This is a genomic window from Gordonia sp. (in: high G+C Gram-positive bacteria) (assembly GCF_052106715.1).
Taxonomy (GTDB): domain Bacteria; phylum Actinomycetota; class Actinomycetes; order Mycobacteriales; family Mycobacteriaceae; genus Gordonia.
In genome coordinates, this window is sequence record NZ_JBQEDL010000050.1 from 1 (window position 1) to 19868 (window position 19868).

The window sequence follows — 19868 nt, forward strand, 5'->3', positions numbered from 1 at the left end:
ACACGCCCATGAGGATGGGGAAGTTCCACGGGATGATCTGCCCGACGACGCCGAGCGGCTCGTGGAAGTGGTACGCGATGAGATCCTCGTTGATCTGCGACAGGTGCCCTTCCTGCGCCCGGATCGCGCCGGCGAAGTAGCGGAAGTGGTCGATGCCGAGCGGAATGTCGGCGTTGAGCGGCTCGCGGATCGCCTTGCCGTTGTCCCAGCTCTCGGCGACGGCGATCTTCTCGAGGTTCTCCTCGATGCGGTCGGCGATCTTGTTGAGGATCACGGCGCGCTCGGCGACCGACGTCTTGCCCCATGCGGGTGCTGCGGCGTGCGCGGCGTCGAGTGCGAGGTCGACGTCTTCGGCCGTCGATCGTGCGACCTCACAGAAGGTCTGGCCGTCGACCGGCGACGGGTTCTCGAAGTACTGACCCTTGACCGGCGGGGTCCATTTGCCACCGATCCAGTTGTCGTAGCGAGACTCGAAACTCATGACCGAACCAGCGGTACCCGGCTTTGCGTAGACCGTCATTGCGGACTCCTCCTCATGTCACGTTGCGGACAGTTAGTGATGTGAGGCACACACTAGGCTCGTGATGGTTGCAGTGACGTTGCAACGCGAACGCCGCCTGCGGCCGATCACTCACCGAAGACTCAGGCTGCATGGCTTAGCATCGACGCGATGCCTACTCCGACTACAGCGCGCGCTCGGACGTACGCGATCATCGCGGCCGTAGCCGGGGTGATCGCGATCGCAGCAGCGGTAGCTACCCCGTTCCTGCCGGTCACGCAGCACGACGCGACCATCGACTGGCCTGCCGGACAGCGACTCGACCCGGCCAACGGGTCCGTCGTCGCGCCGCTGGCCACTCAGACTCCCGCCGGGCTCGACGTGCGTATCGGGCGCGACACGCTCATGCACGACGAGTCGACGACGATCGTCGCGACCATGCCGTCGTCCGCTGAGGGATTCCGCGACAACGCCCTCGCGATCACGGCGTCGGAGAAGGGTGCTTCGGTCGTCGTGCGCGGCACCGAGGTCGCGTCGGCGACCCGGGCCGATGTGGAACGAGCCAAGAGCCTCCACGTCTGGACCGACGGGCCGACAGTCTTCGCGCAATTCGTCGGTCTCGGACCCGCCGTGACCAATGATGATGCGCAGAAGCCCATCGTGGCAGGCGTGTTCACCGGCCTCGACGCGAACCAGGTCCACGCCGCACAGCAGTCCGGTCTGGCCGTGCACGTCGATGTGGACAACCGGTTCGACGTGACTCCGACCGTCCTCAAATGGCTCGTCCTGATAGCCGGCGTGATCGCGGCTCTCGCGGCGCTGTTCGCCGCATACCGTCTCGATGTGCTCGGCGGATACCGACATCGGTTCGCGCCCGCGGGCCGCTGGCGACTCCTGATCCCGCGCGTCCCGGATGTTTTGGTGACGGCAGCGCTTGTCGTATGGCACTTCCTGGGGGCCGGATCGTCGGACGACGGCTACATCCTGACCATGGGCCGCAACGCCGACGACGCCGGATTCCTTGGCGACTACTACCGCTGGTTCAACGTCCCCGAGGCGCCGTTCGACTGGTATTACTCGTTCCTCGGCCACTGGGCCGAGATCTCTACCGCCACCCTGTGGATGCGCCTCCCTGCGCTCGTCGCGGGTCTGGTGTCGTGGTTCATCCTGTCCCGCGTACTCCTGCCGCGGCTCGGGGTAGCCCTGCACCGCTCTCATCTCGCGGTCTTCACCGCGGCCGCGGTGTTCGTCGCGTTCTGGATGCCGTTCGCGAGCGGGTTGCGCAGCGAGACCGTCATCGTCCTCGGCTCGCTTCTCACCTGGTGGATGGTGGAGCGCACCGTCGCCACTCGCCAACTCCTGCCTGCCGCGCTCGCCGCACTGTTCGCCGGGCTGACGCTTGCCGTCGCACCCCACGGAATCATCGCGGTCGCCGTCCTCATCGCGGGCTCGCGGCCGATGCTGCGCGTCGTCCGTGCTCGCCGCCGTGACGTCGGACTGCTCTCGTTGGCCGCACCCGTCGGCGCCGCGTTCGCGCTCGTCGTGATGGTTGTGTTCCGTCAGCAGACCATCGCCGCCGTCGCCGAAGCGATCCGAGTCCGGTACACCGCCGGACCGACTGCTGCGTGGTACCAGGAACTGCTGCGGTTCTACTTCCTGACGCTCTCGCACGATGACGGAGCGCTTGCCCGACGGCTCCCGGTCCTGATGTTGATCCTCGCGCTCCTTGCGACTCTCGCAGTGCTGTTGCGCCGTAAGCACATTCCGGGAATCGCTCGCGGACCGGTATGGCGTCTCGTCGGCGCGACGCTGCTCACCGTGCTGCTGCTGTCGTTCACGCCGACGAAGTGGACCGTCCAGTTCGGCATCTACACCGGTTTGGGGTCGGCGCTCGCGGCCGTCGTCACCGTCGTGATGGCGCAGCAGGCTCGTCGCAGCGCCCGCGACTTCTGGATCTATCTCGCCGCGCTCATGCTCGCGTGCGCAGGCGCGACGGCGGGCGCCAACGCATGGGGCTGGAGCTTCGACCTCGGCATCTCCTGGTCCGACAAGATCCCCGGACTGGCCGGACAACCGCTGCCGACCATCGTCCTGGTGCTGACCGGGATCTGCTTCCTCGCCGCGATCTGGTGCCACGTGCGTCCGCCGCGGCCGGTCCCGGAGCGGTCTGGGTGGCGTTCGGCCGTGCGGTCGGCCCCGATGCTGATCATCGTGGTCGCGCTCCTGCTCGCCGAGTTCGCGCTGTTCGCGCGGGCAGCGGCCGCCCGGTCTGACACCTACTCGCATCTGTCCGCCGATCTGCATTCGCTCACCGGTGACGCCTGCGGTATGGCCGACGACGTCCTCGTCGAACCCGATTCGAACGACGGCATGCTCACCCCGATCGGCACCGCGGACGCGTCGAAGGCGTTGGCGGGCGAGTCGCGCGGCTTCACCCCGAACGGTGTCGCCGACGACTTGGTCCCGGAGAACGTCGGGATCGGCGCCGGAACCATCCATACCGGGCGCAAGGTTTCGCAGTCGTTCTCGGTGACCCTCGGGACCCCGGGCACCACCGGTGGCCGCGGTCCGGAGACCGTCAACGGATCGACGGCGGCGCTGCCGTTCGGACTGAACCCGGGCACCACCCCGGTCCTGGGCAGTTACGGGTACGACGACGGCACCGCGATGCTGACGTCGTCCTGGTACGGCCTGCCCGCGCGGGACGTCTCGCCGCTCCTGGTGATCTCGGCCGCAGGCTCGATCCATTCGATCGACGAGGACGACGCGTCGCGCCCCGGCCGATCACTGATCGTCGAATTCGGGCGCGCAGGCGCCGGGGCCGACTTCGAGAAAGTCGGCCAGGCGACCCCGATCGACCCGGATTGGGGAGCCAACCGGCCGTGGCGCAACCTGCGGGTACCGATGTCGCAGGTGCCGAGCGACGCGACGGCGATGCGTATCGTCGCCGACGACTCCAACGTCAACCCCGACGAATGGCTGGCCGTCACTCCGCCGCGCGCACCGCGGCTTCAGACGCTCGACAAGGTCGTCGGTCACGAGCAACCGGTGCTGCTCGACCTGTCGGTCGGCGCCCAGTTCCCGTGCCAGCAACCGATGACGGCGCGCAACGGCGTTTTCGACGTTCCGGCCTGGCAGATCTCGCCCGATCAGATCACTGCCGGATCGAAGTCGAAGTCGTGGCAGCACATCTCGGGCGGCGGCATCGAAGGTGCCGTCGACGCGGTGACCCAGCCGTCCACCGCCTCGACCTACCTGGACAACGACTGGCATCAGGACTGGGGCGCATTGATCAAGCTGACCCCGTTGATGCCCGGCGCGCCGCAGGCCAGTCTGACCACCGGTACGAGCACCGGATGGGGCTGGCACCGAACCGGACCGATCAGGGCGGTGTCCCCGAATGAGTGAAGTGGATGACGTGAGACCTGCCGACCAGGACGCCACCGACCAGACCGCTGCCGACCGGTCGGCCGGGCCGAGTGCGCGCACCGTGAAGATCGCCAAGATCGTCGCAGTGGTGGCCGGTGTGCTCGGTGCCCTGCTCGCCGTCCTCGCACCGATCCTGCCGGTTTCGTACACGCAGACCGAACTGAACTGGCCGCAGGCCACCGAGCAGGGTTCGTCGCCGGTGGTGCAGAGCGTCGCGGCCCCGAACGTCTCGTACGTGCCGGTCGACATGGATCTCGCCGTGCCGTGTCGGCTCGCCGCCGGTCTCCCGGCGAGCGGCGGGGTGTTGCTGTCGACGGTGCCCGCTCCGGGAGAGGAAGCCGGGACCGTCGGTCTGTTCGTCCGTGCGACCGCCGACCGGATCCTGGTGACGCAGCGCAATGCCGTCGTGCTGAACGTGCCGCGCGCGGGCGCGCAGCGATCAGCGGACTGCCGGATCGTGGTGCACGCCGACACCGACGGGACCCGCGGCGCGCTGGAGGGCTTCGCCGATCCCGATGCGCAGACGACGTTCGATGCACCCGACCCGAACACGCGCCCGCAGATCATCGGCGTCTATACAGACCTGCCGAAGACAGTGTCGGCCGACGGCCTGAGCTTCCACTCGACGGTCGACACCAGATTCATCTCCAGCCCGACCACGCTCAAGGGCGCGCTGCTGATCGCAGGCGTCCTGCTGACGCTCGCGTCCATCGCGGCGCTCGCGGTCCTGGACGCCCGGGACGGGAAGAAGTTGCGCCGCATGCTGGCCCGCGGCTGGTGGCGACCGAAGATCCCGGACGTGCTTGTCACCGCGGTCCTCGCAGTCTGGCTGTTCATCGGCGGCAACACCGCCGACGACGGCTACCAGGTGACCGTCGGACGAATCGCGCCGGGCGCAGGCTACCTGGACAACTATTACCGCTATTTCGGTGTGCCGCAGGACCCGTTCGGCTGGCATTATCAATACCTGTCGTTGTGGATGCAGGTGAGCACGTCCGTGCCGTGGCTGCGACTCCTGCCACTCCTGTTCGGTCTCGCGGGCTGGTTCCTGATCAGCCGGTTCGCGTTGCCGCGCCTTGGACGCGCGGTCCGCACGTCGCACGCCGCCTACTGGGCGGCCGCGCTCGCCTTCCTCGCGGTCTGGCTGCCGTTCAACAACGGTCTACGTGTGGAACCGGCGATCACCGTCGGCATTCTCGCCACCTGGATCCTCGTCGAACGCGGAATCGCAACCGGTCGCCTCGTCCCGTGGGCACTGGCGATCATCGCCGCAGCGTTGACCCTGACGATCCATCCCGTCGGTGCGATCGCCGCCGTGGCCCTGCTCGCCGGACTGCGTCCGCTCATCGCGCGTCTGCAGACTCGCAGCGGACGTGACGGGTGGCTGCCGATGCTGATGCCGCTCGTCGCATCCGGGTTGGCGGTCCTCTACGAGATATTTGCCGACCAGACGCTCGCGTCGATCATGGAGGGCGTCCGCGTCCAGGGCATCGTCGGACCCACCAACAAGTGGTGGAACGAGGGCATGCGCTACTACGTGCTGCTGAACCCGACCCCCGACGGCTCCATCGCGCGTCGGATCGGCATCTTCGTGACGATCCTGGCCGTGCTGCTCATCGTGCTCGTCCTGCTGAGTCGGCGACGGGTCCCGGGAGTTCCGAGTTCGCCGCTGTGGCGGCTCATCGCCGTGGTCGCGGGCGCCGTCGCCGTGCTGGCGTTCGTCCCCACCAAGGCCACCCACCAGTTGGGCGCCATCGCATGTCTGACCGGTGTCCTTGCGGCGGCAGCTACTGCAATGGTGCGGCCCGCCGTGTTGACGCGGCGCTGCAATCGCACGTTCTTCGCCGCCGCGGCCGCTTACGCGCTCGCAGTCGCGTTCGCCGGGCGCAACCAGTGGTGGTATGTCGGCAGCTACGGCATCCCGTGGTCGGACGACACCCCGCACATCGCGGGCATCGGCCTGTTCTGGCCGATCCTGTTGATCGCGGTCGCCATCACGCTGCTCGGCGTCTGGCAGTACTACCGGGACGACCAGCTCGATCAGTCGGGGCTCGAACCGGCGCCGCCGCGGACCGGACTCGTCGGGCGGATGCCGACCTACTCGCTGTCGATCGTGTGCTCCATCGTCCTGCTGTTCACGTTCGCCTCGTTTGCGAAGGCAGCGCTGAGCGACTCGTGGACGTGGACGAGTTCCAATGCCGACTCGTTCCGCGGCAAGCCGTGTGCGCTCGCCGAGGACGTACTCGTCGAAGCGGACCCGAACGAGGGCCTGCTGGCGCCTGCCGACGTCAAGGGCCAGCATGGCGTCGGCGCCGCTGCGGCGTTGGCGGGACGATCCGAAGGATTCACTCCCGACGGTGTGTCCGCCAACCTGGACGCCGACTCGCAGGAATCCGAATCCGATGACGATGGTTCGAGTGGGGCCATCCAGCAGTCCAGCGACGACGACTCCGAGGACACGTCGAACGACGCGGGCTCGGCGGACACCGGTGGCGGCAACGTCGGCACGCGAGGCATCAACGGCTCCTCGGTGAAGCTTCCGTTCGGACTCGATCAGAAGCGAGTCCCGGTGCTCGGCACATACGGCGCGCCCGGCGCGCGTGGCAACCTCACCTCTGACTGGTACGCGTTGCCGAAACGGAGTGAGAAGGCCCCGCTCGTCACCATGTCGGTCGCCGGACAGATCGAGTACATCGACGACTGGAACGTCGTCAACACCGGACAGAAGGTGCGCCTGGAGTTCGGTCGCGTCGACCGCGACGGGTCCGTGCAGACTGTTGCGTCGATGACACCGTTGGACGCGGGGGGAGCCCCCGAATGGCGAAACCTGCGCTTCCCGTTGAAAGATGCGCCGCCGCGTGCGACGACGGTGCGAGTCGTCGCCGACGACGTCTCGCCTGCGCCGAACCAGTGGGTGGCCGTCACGCCGCCGCGCGTCACGGATCTCACGACGTTGAACGCGCTGGTCGGCAGCCAGGCTCCGGTCCTGCTCGACTGGGAGGTCGCGTTGGCGTTCCCGTGCCAGCGTCCAGCCGCAGCCGTCAACGGCGTGCTCGAGGTGCCACAGTGGCGGATCACCCCCGACGCCGAGGGCGAACGCGTCAACTCCCAGCGCTGGATGGCCGGAGACTACGGCGGCCCGCTCGGGATCACCGAGAACTCGCTGCGGTCGATCACCAAGCCCGGCTACCTGCGCAACGCGTGGGCCAAGGACTGGGGCACGCTGCGTCGCTTCGTGCCACTCGTTCCGCAGGTCACCGCGCAGTTGGACGTCGGCGAGACCAAGCACGGTGGTCTGTGGACGCCCGGACCGATGCGTCCGTACAAGAACTCGGAGTAGCCGGGTTCGGCTCGCTGCAGAGTCGGGTCAGATTCCGAAACGACGGTTCAGCAACCGGACCCGGCCCGCGGCGATCGCGGCGTCCGGGTGGCCTGACGGCAGGGAGCGGTGCAGCGCCGTCCACGCCTGGAAGTCGTCGTGCCCGTGGGGCGAGGACGCCCACGCCTGCAGGGCGGTGACGTCGCGGCTGGCGAAGACGGCCGACCGCAGATCCTCACGGACCTCGTCGAACGCATCGCTGATTCCGGGCGCCAGGGAGTCGGCGAGGAGGCCTCCGCGTCCGAGCGTCGACACGGCCGTGCGTAGATTGCCCGCGGCGATGCTGTCGCGGACATCGGTGACGTCCGACGTCACGTCGCCAGTGAGCCGGTAGGGGCGGGACGCGAGCACGTCGCCGACCTCGCGGCGCAGGCGAGAGATCTCGGCGCGCACGGTCACCGCACCGAGATCGTCGTCGGACAGCAGGTCGGCGAGCCGGTCGGTCGACAGGCCATCGGGATTCAGGTGCAACAGGAGCAGGATCTCCGCGTGCCGGGGCGACAACACATGCTTGGCCCGGCCCGGCGCCTGCCATGCGGGTTCGCCCGCGAGCACGGTCAACCGGGACGCGAGGGACCCGGCGAGTACGGCGGCGGGGGACAGGTCGACGGCGACCGAACGCAATTCTCGTTCGACGGCAGCGACGACCGATCGGACGGCGGCGAGCGCGAACGGTGCGGCAGCCGCATCGCCGCCCGTCACGTCGATCGCGCCGATCACCTCACCCGTCGTCGGATCGTGGACCGGAGCCGCCGCGCAGTTCCACGTCTGGACCGGGCTCGCATAGTGTTCGGGGCCGATGATCTGGACACCGCGGTCCAAGTTGAGGGCGAGTCCCGGAGCATTGGTCCCGACCTGGTCCTCACTCCACAGCGTGCCTTCGACGAAGTTGATCTTCGCCGCCTTTCCTCGCGTCGACCGATCGCCGTCCACCCACAGGAGGCGTCCGCGGCGGTCGGTGAGGGCGACGACGACGCCCGCGTCTGCGATGTCGTCGAGCATGAGCGAGGTGATCAACGGTCGGACCTGGGCGAGCCGGTGCGCGGCACGGTACTCGGAGAAGTCACTGTCGGACATGGCGCCCGACGTCACGTCGGGGGCGTCGGCGACGCCGCGGCTACGAGACCGGACCCACGACTCCTGGACCAGCGAGCGCACGGTGCCCTCGGGTGGATTGACACCGGACAGGAACTGCTCGTAGGCGCGCTTCACCCGGGTGACGGTCGCCTCGCCATCCGACATCGCATTCCTCCGGTCGCACTCTGTTCACCAATTGTGCCAAACACTCCGTGATCGTCGTCACGTAGAGGCTCAGTACCCCTGACAGACGTCATGTGCAAGAGGTGACATCTGCGCGAGGTCTCGGGGCCGCCGGAGCGGAATCGTGAAGGTATGAGCCCAGATGTCACAAACCCAGTACCTGCCATCCACGTCACGCAACTGACCAAGCGGTTCCACGGGCCCAAGGGCGCCGTGGTCGACGCAGTGAAGGGGATCGACCTCGTCGTCCATCCCGGAGAGGTCGTCGCATTCCTCGGACCCAACGGCGCCGGGAAGACGACGACGATCGACATGATCCTCGGCCTCACCGCCCCCGACAGCGGCGAGGTGAGTGTATTCGGCAGCCCGGCCCGCCGAGCGGCGCGTGCGGGACGGGTCGCCGCCGTCATGCAGACGGGCGGCCTGATGGACGACTTCACCGTCGGCGAGACGGTCGCCGTCGTCGCCTCCCTGCACAGTCGGACCGCGGACGTCGACGCCGTGATGGAGCGCGCGGAAATCGCCGACCTCGCCGACCGCAGGGTGTCGCGCTGCTCCGGCGGCGAACAGCAGCGTCTCAAGTTCGCGCTCGCCCTCCTACCCGATCCGGACCTGATCGTCCTCGACGAGCCGACCGCAGGAATGGACGTCGAGTCACGGCGCACGTTCTGGGCCGCGATGCGCGCCGACGCGGGGCGTGGCCGGACCGTCGTGTTCGCCACCCACTACCTGGAGGAGGCCGACGCCTTCGCCGACCGGATCGTGATGATGGCGGGCGGCACCATCGTGGCCGACGGATCCACCGCCGAGATCCGCACCCGCGCCAGTCGCCGTGTCGTGTCCGCCGTCCTCGACGAGGCGGCCCTGCCCGGGCTGCGTCGGGTGTTCCCCGACCTGGAGGTCCGCGAGCAGCGCGGCGGGCGACTCTACATGTCGCTCGCCGACTCGGACTGTCTCGCCCGTCACCTACTGACCAGCACCAAGGCACGTGACGTCGAGATCGCTGCGCACAACCTCGAGGACGCGTTCGTCACCTTGACTGCATCGCCCTGACCCCACCCGACCAACCCAGCTCTCCCAGATCTCGAAAGGATCCGACATGTCTGTCCTCACCGGCGCAGCGATCGCGCCGACCTACCTCAAAGCCGACGTCCGACGCGTCTTGCGGAACCGCCGCGCGATGATCTTCACCATCGCCATGCCCGCACTCCTCTACCTGGTATTCGGTGCGACCCAGTCGAACGAGGAGAGCGTCGGCGAAGGCAACGTCGCGTTCTACGTCCTCGTGGGAATGGCCGTCTACGGTGCCGTTCTGGCTGCGGCCTCCAATGCGGCGTCGGTCGCCATCGAACAACAAGCGGGATGGACGCGAACCCTCATGATGACGCCGCTCAAGCCGTCCGGGTACGTGTCGACCAAGATCGCCCTCGCCCTCGCGATGAGTGCACTGCCCGTCGTGGTCTTGGCCGTCGTCGGTGCGCTGAGCGGCGCGAGCGCGCCCGCCGTGGTCTGGATCGCGTGCCTGGGTGTCGGTTGGGTCGGCTCGGGGTTGTTCGCGGCGCTCGGCCTCGCGCTCGGCAGCGTCTTCAAGTCCGACGGCGCGATGCAGGTCCTCGGCGGCATCCTCGCCCTGCTGGCGTTCGCGGGCAATGTGTTCGTCCCGCTGAGCGGCGCAATGCTGCGGATCGCCGAGTTCACCCCCATGTTCGGTGTCGTGTCGTTGGCGCGCTACCCGCTCGACGACGGAATGACGGTGTACGGCACCGTGATTCCGCTGTGGGTGATGATCGCGAACATCGTATTCTGGGCTAGTGCGTTCGCCGTGGCAGCGGCGTTCTTCTACTCTCGCAGTAGCAACCGCCAGTAGGAGAACCGTCGATGAGCCCTGTCCTCTCTCGCGAGCGGATCGCGAAGCTTCGGGACGACGACCGGATGCCCTGGCGCCAGTGGCGCTGGGCATTCGGCGCTGTCTGGATGATCTTTCTGCTGTACCCGGTGATCGCCATCGCCACCTCGGACAACTCGGTCCTGGTCCGAGTTCTGGGGTTCGTCGACCTCGGCGTGTTCGCCCTCGTCTACCTCGTCGCGTGCTTCCTTCTGATGAACTCGGCGCCTCGCGGCGACGGCGACTACGACCGGGCCCGCTGGTACATCACCGGGGTGTTGATCGCCCTGGCCGGGCTCATGTTCCCGATCATCCACGAGGACGCGTTCGGCCTCGCGGGTTTCCTCATGGCCGTCGTGTCATTCACCGCGCCCCGACGGCTGCAGGTGATCGTCATCGTTGGTCTGATCGCGGCGGTGTACGTGGTGCCGAAACTGCTCGGCTGGGACGTCGACTTCGGGACCTTCGCGATCATGGTGGCGATCGGCACCACGATGATCGCGATCCGGGCGGCCAGTGAACGCGAGTACGAGCGAGCCGCAAGTGCCGACCGGCAGCGAGAGCTCAACGCCGAACTGGCGGTGGTGGCCGAACGTGAGAGTGTGGCCCGCGACGTCCACGACATCCTCGGGCACTCGCTGACCGTCATCTCGGTGAAGACCGAACTCGCGGGGCGCCTGGTCGATCTCGATCCGGAACGTGCAAAAGCCGAGATCGCCGAGGTCAACGCGCTCTCACGCGAAGCGTTGGCCGAGGTTCGCTCGACGGTCGGTCGGCTGCGGATGCCGGAGTTGCCGAGCGGTCTCGCGTCGGCGGCCAGCGCGCTGTCTGCGGCCGGGATCGTCGCCGATGTGCCCGACCCGGCCGATGTCCGTACCCCGTACGCGACCTTGTTCGCATGGGTGCTGCGCGAAGCGGTCACCAACGTCGTCCGGCACAGCGGGGCGACGTCGTGTCGCGTGCGGGTCGGCCGCGACGAGATCACCGTCGCCGACGACGGGGGCGGCTCGGCGATGCTCACCTACGGGAACGGGTTGCGGGGACTCTCCGAGCGAGTCGCCGACGCTGGTGGTGCGCTGCGTGTGGAGTCCGATGAGCGCGGGACCGTCGTCACCGCGACCGTCTCCACGTCGACCGCTGCCACATCGAACATGATGGGATGAACCGATGAGCGAGACGATTCGGCTGCTGCTGGCCGACGACCAGGCGCTGGTTCGCGGCGCACTCGCCGCCCTCCTCGATCTCGAGTCGGACTTGCAGGTGGTCGCCCAGGTCGGCCGCGGCGACGAGGTCGTCGACGCTGCGCGGGCCGCCGGAGCGCATGTGTGTGTGCTCGACATCGAGATGCCCGGGATGGACGGCATCGATGCGGCGGCGCAGGTCTCGGCGACGCTCCCCGGCGTGCGGTCGTTGATCGTGACGACGTTCGGCCGACCCGGCTATCTGCGGCGCGCGATCGGCGCGGGGGCGTCCGGTTTCGTCGTGAAGGACACGCCCGCAGCAGAACTGGCCGACGCCGTCCGTCGCGTTCACGCGGGGCTGCGCGTCGTCGATCCGACACTCGCGACCGAGAGCCTCGCCAGCGGGGAGAATCCGTTGACGCCGAGGGAGTCGGACGTGCTGACCGAGGCGCTGTCCGGCGGCACGGTCGCGGCGATCGCGGCCCGAGTGCATCTCTCGCAGGGGACGGTCCGCAATCATCTGTCGGCCGCCATCGGAAAGACGGGGACGTCGACGCGGGCGGAGGCTGCGCGAGTAGCGCATGAGAGGGGCTGGATCTGACTGCCTCGACCGGGGACGCCCGGTCGCCTGCGCGCAGCCCCGCAACGCGCAGGCCCGCGCTCACCGGCATCCGCACCGTCGCCGCGCTGACCGTCTGTCTCACCCACGCGGCGTTCTGGACTGGGCACTACACCGACGACTACGTGGGTCGGCTGTTCGCGCGATTCGAGGTCGGGGTGACGATCTTCTTCGTCCTGTCCGGATATCTGCTGTTCTCACCGTGGGTGCGGTCGCTGCAGGCGGAGGCCGGCGACCATCCTCGATTGAGGAGGTACGCCTGGCACCGGGTGCGACGCATCGTTCCGGCGTATGTGATCACCGTCGCCGCCGTCTACCTGATCTTCATGTTTCGCACCGACTCGTCCGACCTCGGTCACGGCTGGTCCGGCCTCGTCCGAAATCTGACGTTGACGCAGGTGTACGGGTTCGGGCATCTGCACACCGGGCTCACCCAGATGTGGAGTCTGGCTGCCGAGATCGCGTACTACATCGCGCTGCCGCTGATCTCGTGGCCGTTGGCGCGCTACGTATGCCGGGACCGGTGGCGGCCGGACCTGCTGATCGCGGTGCTCGGCGGTCTCCTTCTCCTCTCACCGATCTGGACGATGGTGACGCACGACGACGGTGTCGACCCGACCGCCCGACTGTGGGCCCCGACGTTTGCGATCTGGTTCGTCGCGGGCATGCTGCTCGCCGTGATCGGCAGACTGGTGCGGTCCTGGCCGACTGCGCCGAGCGTCGCGGTGGCCGTCGTGGCCTTCGCGCTGTCGGCGGGAGCGTTCGCGGGCGAGCCGACGATCGTCCCGAATGACGCGGGCGCGGCGGTCGGCAAGCACCTGCTGTACGCGGTGGTGGCCGTCGGTCTCATCGGCCCGCTCGTCGGCGGCTCGCCGAGCCGGTGGTCGAGACTGTGCGGGTCGCGTCCGATGGTGTGGTTCGGCGAGATCTCCTACGAGTTCTTCCTCGTCCACGTCATGGTCCTGGAACTCGTGATGGACCTGCTCGGGTATCAGATCTTCACCGGCTCGGTGGCCGTGGCGTTTCTGGTCACCACGGCGATCAGCGTTCCGATCGCCTGGCTGCTGCATCGGGCGACGTCACCGCTGTGGCGCGTCGCGAGCGGGTGACGCGGACCTCCTCACGTCCAGGAGCGACGCCGGTAGCATGGTGGCATGTCTGCACCCGATCGTTCGGTCACCGCCGCCGACCTACGGCAATGGACGAACGAGGCCCGGGTGCCGGGGCAGCCGTCCGAACTCTCCGACCTCGCCTGCCTGCTCATCGCATCGGGTTATCTGACTCCGACCGCGCGGGGGACTGTCGTCCGACGGGCGTCGGCCGACCTCCCGTTGCCGTCTCCGTCGAACGGCTACAGCGAACTGCGTCGCGTTCAGCGCAGCATTCTGCACGCTGAGAAGTACCTCGACACGACGGTGCTGCCAAGCCTCGTCGTGCCGATCGTGCGCTCGCGCCTGGCAGTGTTGAACCGTCGACGCGAGGACGCGCGGCGAGCCGTCGTGACGGCGAAGGGCGTGATGCCCAGCGGAACCCGCGCCGTGCGACGGGAACGCCGCGAGAACGTCTACCTCGAGATCGCCGAACGTGAACAGTTGTTCTCGGGACTCCTGTGCGCTCCGGTCCCGTACCGCCCGACCGGAGCGCGTCGGGCGGGATCGGACGCGTTCGACAAGTTCGTCGGCGTCGTCGGACAGGTCGGCGGGCGCGGCCCACGCCGACAGGTCGAGGAGATGGCGGCACAGGTGTTCGGCCCGGATGCCGTGGCTCCGGGTACCACCTCGCGTGGCGCGTCGTTCGCCGACGGATACGAGACGCTGCTGTTCATCGCGGGCCACTACTACGACCGGATCCGTACCAATCCCGCGTGGATGTCCGATCATTTCGAGATGCAGCGCGTCCAAGTGAACCTGCATGCCGAACTCGCTGAGATCGCTTCGGACGTCATCGCGTTGCGCGCGCTGCGCGTGGACCTCGACCAGGCGAAGAACAACGGCGGATTCGACGCCGGTTTCATCGCACACATCCAGGCGCGGGAGAGTGCGCTGCGTCCCGTGTGGTCGGAGTTGATCGATCGAGTCCTCGCGTTCTCGGAGATCGCGGCGACCGTCGAGTCGGCGGCAACCGAGCTTCGCCTGCTCGACGAATTCGACCGGGCGTCCACCATCGACGAGCGGATCGACCACCTCCTTGCGCGTTCGGGCGACCGCGAACTCGGTGCCGACAACACTCGTCGCCTGTCCCAACAGGTGCGCAGCGGCGAGGAGCAGCTACGTATCTATCGCGACGTGCTGCAGGGCAGCATCGCGCAACTGGCGCCCGGCGTGCGCCGCGAACTGCCGCAGCGGTACGAGCCGTAGGTCAGAGGGCGAACCGGTCGCCGAAAGTCCGAGACTCCTGGCTCGCGTCGATGTCGGTGACGTCGCCGTCCCGTGTCACCCGTTCCAGCGGGGTCGTCCTCGACTGGTCCGTACGGGAAGCTCATTTCGCGCCCCACTCCTTGAGATACCCCTTCTCGAGGTCGCTGAGCCTGCGCAGACGGTGGTTCTCGATGTCGACGACCGCCATCTGGGTGCTCGCCGTGCACGCGGGGCGCTCGGCGTCGTCGGCCAGCGCGCCGCGGATCTCGTAGCCGATCGTGAAATCGACCGAACGATGGCACTTGATCCACATGCCGATGTGCAGCGGGGAGTCGTCGTGACGCAACTGGCCCTGATATCGGATGTCGACGTGGACGATCATGGCGCTCTTGATGAGGGGTGCGTATTCCTCGCCCGCGCTGAGCAGCCAAGCGATCCGGGCCTCTTCCATGAGTGTCACCACGCGCGCGTGGTTGATGTGCCCGAACGCGTCCATGTCCGACCAACGGACCGGAACCTGGGCGACGAACGCGAATGTAGACGGTGCCATCCGCCGAGTGATGAGGGGGCAAGGGATACGCAGTCTTGGCCTACGGGAAGGCCACGTCGATCAATGGCGGTGCGAAGTCTTGGTGGGGCGCGCCGGAGCCGGGGAGGGTGAGCCAAGAAGAGCCGCCGCCAACTCTGATCTTCGATTGGTGGTGTTCGGCGCGGAGAAGCTTCCCTTGTCGTAGTCCGAGATGCTTTCCGTCCGAGTTCGTTCCGAGATCCACCGTTCCGACACCGAGGACTGCGGTCCTGTCGAGGAGATACACAGTCAGTGGACCGGGGAACCCAGCAGACCGCCGTGCAGTCGCTGCCGCGTCGGCGGTTGCCTGATCTGCTGTCGACAGTCCGGCCGTAATCGCGGCCGGTGTCGTGGCCCCTTCGGGGTAGCGTGCGATCGCGCGGACGGTGGTCCACTCGGTCAATCCACCCCGCCCGTATGTGCCGATTACGGATGGCGAGGCCCATCCGAGGGAGGACTGTTCGAGCTCTGACGGAACACGTCGGGCTCGACGACCCATCAATTCGCCTGATTAGGGGTGGAGTGTCTGCGATGCACTCGGTAAGTCGCATTCACCATCCCTCCACCTGAGTTGCTGGCGACCAGCGAAAGCTGGACATCAGACTCAAGTAGACCGAAAAGCGAGAGCCCCGACCCGATGAGTACGGGAGCCCAGCCGATGCTGATCTCGTCAATCAAGTCCGCGCGGAGAAAGGTCTGGATGACCTGGCCGCCATCGACGTAGACCTGTGCAGCCTTGTTCTCGTGCAGGCGCTGCACGGCGTCCGCCAGCGTACGGACGACGGTGACGCGGTTATCGTCGGTCTCAAGCGTGGTGGACAGGACGATGACCTGCTTGCCGTCGTAGGGCCATCCGTCGAAAGTGAGGACCTTCTCGTAGGTTCCCCGCCCCATCACCAAGTGATCGATGCTCGGGAAGAAGCTATCCCAGCCCTCGACTTCGGTGCTGCTGTTGATCGTTGCGTGACTGGGCCCCGGGGCCGGGTCGGTGAGCCAGTCGATATTCCCGTCTGGCCGGGCGATGTAGCCATCAAGGCTGGCTCCGATGAACACTCGTCCGGTCCATCCGTGCTGTCGATTCATGTCCATACCTCCAAGAGTTGGTCGAGGATGCGTGTAGTTGTGGGTGGATCTCCTTCGGCGGCGCTACGGAGCATCGCACCGTTTAGTGAGTCGAACAGCAGCGAGGCCCCCGATGCTGGATCGCGCAAGCCGGGAAGGTCGAGCCGGTCAAGGAGGGAAGCAAGGTAGCGGATCTCTTTGCCCCAACCACAAGCGAGAAGGTCGCGCAACTCGTCATCGATGAGGTCATCGACCAGGTTGACGAGGCCGTATGCGACCGCGTGTGGCCCGTCAGCGGTGAAGCGGCTCACGACCCAGGCGTGCAGTTCCTCCGAGGCCGCCGATCCCTCCTGGGGCCCTTCGGGTATCGAGTCGATCCAGCGGCGGCTTAAGGCTCGGAGAATGCCGCTACGAGAGCCGAACCGCTTGAGCAGCCCAGCGGGACTGAGGCCGGCTGCTGGAGCGATGTCGGCTAGCGTCCAAGGTTCGAGCTGCTCGCGTGTGCTCAACGCCGATGCGATGCGGTCCACGAGTACGTCCTGTGGTTCGCGCCGTGGTCGTGCCATGCAGTTAGTAAATCAAGATTCACTAATGGGTGCAACCTCCTCTTGTCGGCGCGTGTGAATCGCGTATCGGCTTGGCCGCCTGGCTTCGCCGGTTTCCTGACAGCCAAGCCATCCACCTCTGCGAACCGCCGATCCCTGTCGTGGTCAACATGCGATCAATCGACCCCGACGCCGGCATGCCTGCCTACGAGTCCGGCCCGCACCCATCCTTGCGGATCCGTGCCGCAGGCATCCGATTTGAGCCTGTCATCGACGGATTCCTCCTGGCTTGGCTGCGCCTCTGTGATGGACAGTGGCGCGGGCTCGTATCGGTCCATCTCAGTAGCGCGAACAAGCGGACTCACGTCGACACCACTCTGTACGTCCGCCGTGACGCGATCAGACCAAAGGCAACCGTTCAGGAGGAGTCGCTGTGACCGAAAATACCGGAGACATCAGTGGGGGAGTGGTCGACCGCAGGTCACGGAACCGTCGACATCGAAAGCTGCACGAGCTCGTGGCTATCGTCAGGCCACCAGATAGCCCGACACAGGTAAGGGTGTTTGCGGCCGACGAGCGCGATGAAGCCGAGGAGTACGCCCACCAATATGGGGCGCATCTAGAACGCCTGCCCGAATAGCTCCGGTGGCAGGCCTCGGAAAGATCATCGAGGTGGGTCCGTCCGATGCCGTCCCGCAAGCTGTGTCGGGGCGGCGGCGAGGAACGGCATGATGGCACGAAGGAGCTGCTCGACCCGGGGGGCGGCCATGATTCGGGTAAGAGCGGCGGTACCGATAACGATGGTGGCGAAACAGATCGCTGCCCACGGTCGGCCTAGGTGCTCTATGAGAACGGGTAGGACGGCTAGCAACGGTACGCTGGTTGCGGCGGTGGTCCTGAGTACCGCGCGCTCGGGGTGTTGCGCCTGGGTGGGCTGCTCCTCGGGTGGCAAGGGCGGTCCGGTCCATGCAGGTGGTGACACGGTCATGGTCTTTAATTCCTTGTTGTCCGACTACCGGGGGGCAGAGGTGTCGTAGGTATTCGGCACGCCTACCCGGGCTGCAATTGCGCACGTGAGGTCCATCAGGGTGCGGCCGCCGGATTGGCGGAAGCCGCGGTAGGACGCATCGAGGTCGATGACTCTCTTGCCGCTGTGGGGGTCGCTCACGTAGACCAGGTCTCGCGACCCGGTGAGCTGCTGGCGTACGTCTTTGGTGTCGCTGTTGTTCGGGCCGAGATAAGCCTTTATGAAGCTTTCGATCTTGGTGATATCTGCGTTCGACATATCGTCGTCTCCTTGTACTAGCTGTCCATTGTGAATTCGGCGTCGACAGAAATCTGCCAGCCGGTCTGAGGCTCCGGTGATGTGTGCGGTGCCGGTGTTGAGCTGGTAGTGCATCTCATCGGCTCTGCCCCAGTCGGCTCCCCAGAAGATCACTCCTTCGAAGAGCTGGAGCCCTCGGCGGATTCTCGCGATTCGATCGGCGGGCATCGTTCTGGCCCCCCATGGGTATTGGGTGGCATTGAGATCGACTGCTGTGCCTGACAAATGATTGCTGTTCGCTACGTCGTTGGTCGCGGACCAACCCCAGTCATCGAGTGGCTGGTAGTTGTCGATGGGCTCGACGTTGGTGTGGTACCACCGTGCCCATGCCCCCAGTGCTTCGGCCGCGTAGCCGGAACGGACACGGAGTGGCATCTCGGCTATCCGAACGACGACAGTTTCGTCGGCGTTGCACATGCGCCATCCGTTCTCTGACCAGGCGTAGCCGTATACGGTGCGGAAACTCAATGGAGCCACTTCCTTTAGACGATTGAATGCTCTTCCGAGCGAAGGGGCGGTGAGGCCTCTTGCCCACCGCCAGGGAGGTGTCGAGCGATCCTTGGCCCGCGCGGCCTCGGGGCCGTGGGCCTGCGGGCGATCGATACCCTATGGATCGGTCGCTAGCGCGCCGAGACGGTTATCGGCCAGGACTACGAGGATCTGATGTCCTTCGTGGGTGGCGCGCGTTCGTCGGAAGGGGGGCGGCACTCAATCTCCATGCGTCTCGGCCGATTTATACTGGGCGCATCCTTGTGATCAGGTTTCCTCGGGTCTCTCTCGCATACGGCCGTGGGCTTGTTGCGTATCTGGTCAAGGTCCTGTAGTCACAACTCATGAGGACTGTAGGGAAACTACGCGGCACGGCCCACAGGGTCGCGACTGCTTCGGCTGCAGTCACCGCTCTGCTCACACTGACTGGATGCCAGGCTGTCGCAGAGTGGGGTCTTGGCGCTTTAGAGGAACCCACTGTGGTCGATCTTCGAAATGATTCCGCGTTAGATCTGATGAATCGAAGGCATATTGGCGTACCTTCAGGGTTTGAATTCGTAAAAGGCAGGGAGTGGCCAGCCAGCTCCGTAGGAATGTCCGCGTACGCCATCAGGTTGAGCGGATCAGAAAAGAGCTACATTACTCTACGAAGTGCTCAGATTTATAAATCGCTCGGTGACTTTCAGGATGTGTTTTGTGAATCTGTAACACTCCCGCGGAGCCGACTGGACCTCAATTGGTTAGGATACTCGTGCCCACCGGGAACGATAGTTCGCGTCGCTCGTATGGAGGGTCGTGCTGCTTCAGACGACGTAAGTCAAGGTGAGACCGCCGCAGTCTTAGCACGTGGTTACCATGAGACGCGGCTCATAGTGGTCAACACTGGAACCTAACCCCCAGTGGTCGATGATCAGCGGAGTCCTTCCCACTTGATCTGGCTGCCGTGTCCGAATACCTTGTACCACTTGTCTATGCCGAGTCGGAATCCCTCGATCGCGATGGTGGCGCCAAAGCTGCCCACACCGTCGCCGCTCCCCTCGTCGTAGTCGTAGGCATCGTAGATGTGCGCCTGCTGGGCAAGGCGAACTTCGTGCTGGCCAGCGGCACCAGGCTTGGCTATCACCGATGTGAACGCAGACATGCTGTGGTGACCAAGCGAGTTGAAGTGGTCGGAAAGGAGACCTGGAGCAGCAACTACAGTCCAGGTGAGGTTTCCTGGCTCTTCGTATCTCAGAGTGCGTTGATGCGTTCTGCGAGCTGGCCGGAGTGCA

Annotated in this window: 16 protein-coding genes and 1 pseudogene; 9 read left to right on the plus strand and 8 right to left on the minus strand. The window is 66.4% G+C overall.

What is annotated here, in order from left to right; genetic code table 11:
* On the minus strand, positions 1 to 520 hold a 520-nt coding region (locus ACTIMF_RS17535), incomplete at its 3' end, for an aldehyde dehydrogenase family protein (RefSeq protein ID WP_442351562.1).
* A 150-nt stretch (positions 521 to 670) separates the two neighbouring features.
* Here ACTIMF_RS17535 and ACTIMF_RS17540 point away from each other — a divergent pair.
* Together ACTIMF_RS17540 and ACTIMF_RS17545 are read left to right on the plus strand one after the other, a co-directional pair.
* Positions 671 to 3907 (plus strand): arabinosyltransferase domain-containing protein, encoded by a 3237-nt coding sequence (locus ACTIMF_RS17540; RefSeq protein WP_442351563.1) that lies wholly within the window; start codon positions 671 to 673, stop codon positions 3905 to 3907.
* On the plus strand, positions 3900 to 7268 hold the full coding sequence (locus ACTIMF_RS17545) for an arabinosyltransferase domain-containing protein (RefSeq protein WP_442351564.1): 3369 nt from the start codon (positions 3900 to 3902) through the stop codon (positions 7266 to 7268). Before ACTIMF_RS17540 ends, ACTIMF_RS17545 begins: the two co-directional genes overlap by 8 nt.
* A 27-nt stretch (positions 7269 to 7295) precedes the next feature.
* On the opposite strand, the gene ACTIMF_RS17550 is transcribed toward ACTIMF_RS17545, so the two are convergent.
* Positions 7296 to 8549, minus strand: a complete 1254-nt coding sequence (locus ACTIMF_RS17550) for a transcriptional regulator (protein WP_442351565.1) — start codon at positions 8547 to 8549, stop codon at positions 7296 to 7298.
* Between the two features lie 150 nt (positions 8550 to 8699).
* On the opposite strand from ACTIMF_RS17550, the gene ACTIMF_RS17555 reads away from it, so the two are divergent.
* The 6 genes from ACTIMF_RS17555 to ACTIMF_RS17580 are packed head-to-tail and all read left to right on the plus strand — an operon-like array spanning position 8700 to position 14609.
* Entirely contained in the window at positions 8700 to 9620 is a 921-nt protein-coding gene (locus tag ACTIMF_RS17555) for an ABC transporter ATP-binding protein (protein WP_442351566.1), read from the plus strand.
* 46 nt (positions 9621 to 9666) lie between these two features.
* Entirely contained in the window at positions 9667 to 10434 is a 768-nt protein-coding gene (locus ACTIMF_RS17560) for an ABC transporter permease (protein WP_442351567.1), read from the plus strand.
* 11 nt (positions 10435 to 10445) lie between these two features.
* A complete protein-coding gene (locus tag ACTIMF_RS17565) occupies positions 10446 to 11615 on the plus strand; it encodes a sensor histidine kinase (protein ID WP_442351568.1) in 1170 nt (389 codons plus the stop codon).
* 4 nt (positions 11616 to 11619) lie between these two features.
* Positions 11620 to 12234, plus strand: a complete 615-nt coding sequence (locus tag ACTIMF_RS17570) for a response regulator (RefSeq protein WP_442351569.1) — start codon at positions 11620 to 11622, stop codon at positions 12232 to 12234.
* Entirely contained in the window at positions 12231 to 13361 is a 1131-nt protein-coding gene (locus ACTIMF_RS17575) for an acyltransferase family protein (protein WP_442351577.1), read from the plus strand. The genes ACTIMF_RS17570 and ACTIMF_RS17575 overlap by 4 nt, the downstream gene beginning before the upstream one ends.
* A 45-nt stretch (positions 13362 to 13406) precedes the next feature.
* On the plus strand, positions 13407 to 14609 hold the full coding sequence (locus ACTIMF_RS17580) for a hypothetical protein (protein WP_442351570.1): 1203 nt from the start codon (positions 13407 to 13409) through the stop codon (positions 14607 to 14609).
* A gap of 121 nt (positions 14610 to 14730) precedes the next feature.
* Here the strand turns inward: ACTIMF_RS17580 and ACTIMF_RS17585 are convergent, their stop codons facing one another.
* The 4 genes from ACTIMF_RS17585 to ACTIMF_RS17600 form a co-directional block, all read right to left on the minus strand.
* Positions 14731 to 15159 (minus strand): acyl-CoA thioesterase, encoded by a 429-nt coding sequence (locus tag ACTIMF_RS17585; protein WP_442351571.1) that lies wholly within the window; start codon positions 15157 to 15159, stop codon positions 14731 to 14733.
* Positions 15160 to 15199: 40 nt separating this feature from the next.
* A complete protein-coding gene (locus tag ACTIMF_RS17590; protein ID WP_442351572.1) occupies positions 15200 to 15580 on the minus strand; it encodes a hypothetical protein in 381 nt (126 codons plus the stop codon).
* Positions 15581 to 15675: 95 nt separating this feature from the next.
* Positions 15676 to 16230, minus strand: a complete 555-nt coding sequence (locus ACTIMF_RS17595; RefSeq protein WP_442351573.1) for a dihydrofolate reductase family protein — start codon at positions 16228 to 16230, stop codon at positions 15676 to 15678.
* 26 nt (positions 16231 to 16256) lie between these two features.
* Positions 16257 to 16805, minus strand: coding sequence for a TetR/AcrR family transcriptional regulator (locus tag ACTIMF_RS17600; RefSeq protein ID WP_442351574.1), 549 nt, complete (start codon positions 16803 to 16805; stop codon positions 16257 to 16259).
* A 149-nt stretch (positions 16806 to 16954) separates the two neighbouring features.
* On the opposite strand from ACTIMF_RS17600, the gene ACTIMF_RS17605 reads away from it, so the two are divergent.
* Positions 16955 to 17221: a hypothetical protein gene (locus ACTIMF_RS17605; RefSeq protein WP_442351575.1), complete on the plus strand. Its 267-nt coding sequence runs from the start codon at positions 16955 to 16957 to the stop codon at positions 17219 to 17221.
* A gap of 575 nt (positions 17222 to 17796) precedes the next feature.
* Here the strand turns inward: ACTIMF_RS17605 and ACTIMF_RS17610 are convergent.
* Together ACTIMF_RS17610 and ACTIMF_RS17615 are read right to left on the minus strand one after the other, a co-directional pair.
* Positions 17797 to 18576, minus strand: a complete 780-nt coding sequence (locus ACTIMF_RS17610; RefSeq protein ID WP_442351576.1) for a M15 family metallopeptidase — start codon at positions 18574 to 18576, stop codon at positions 17797 to 17799.
* A gap of 931 nt (positions 18577 to 19507) precedes the next feature.
* Positions 19508 to 19868, minus strand: a pseudogene (locus ACTIMF_RS17615) (hypothetical protein); the annotation flags it as partial.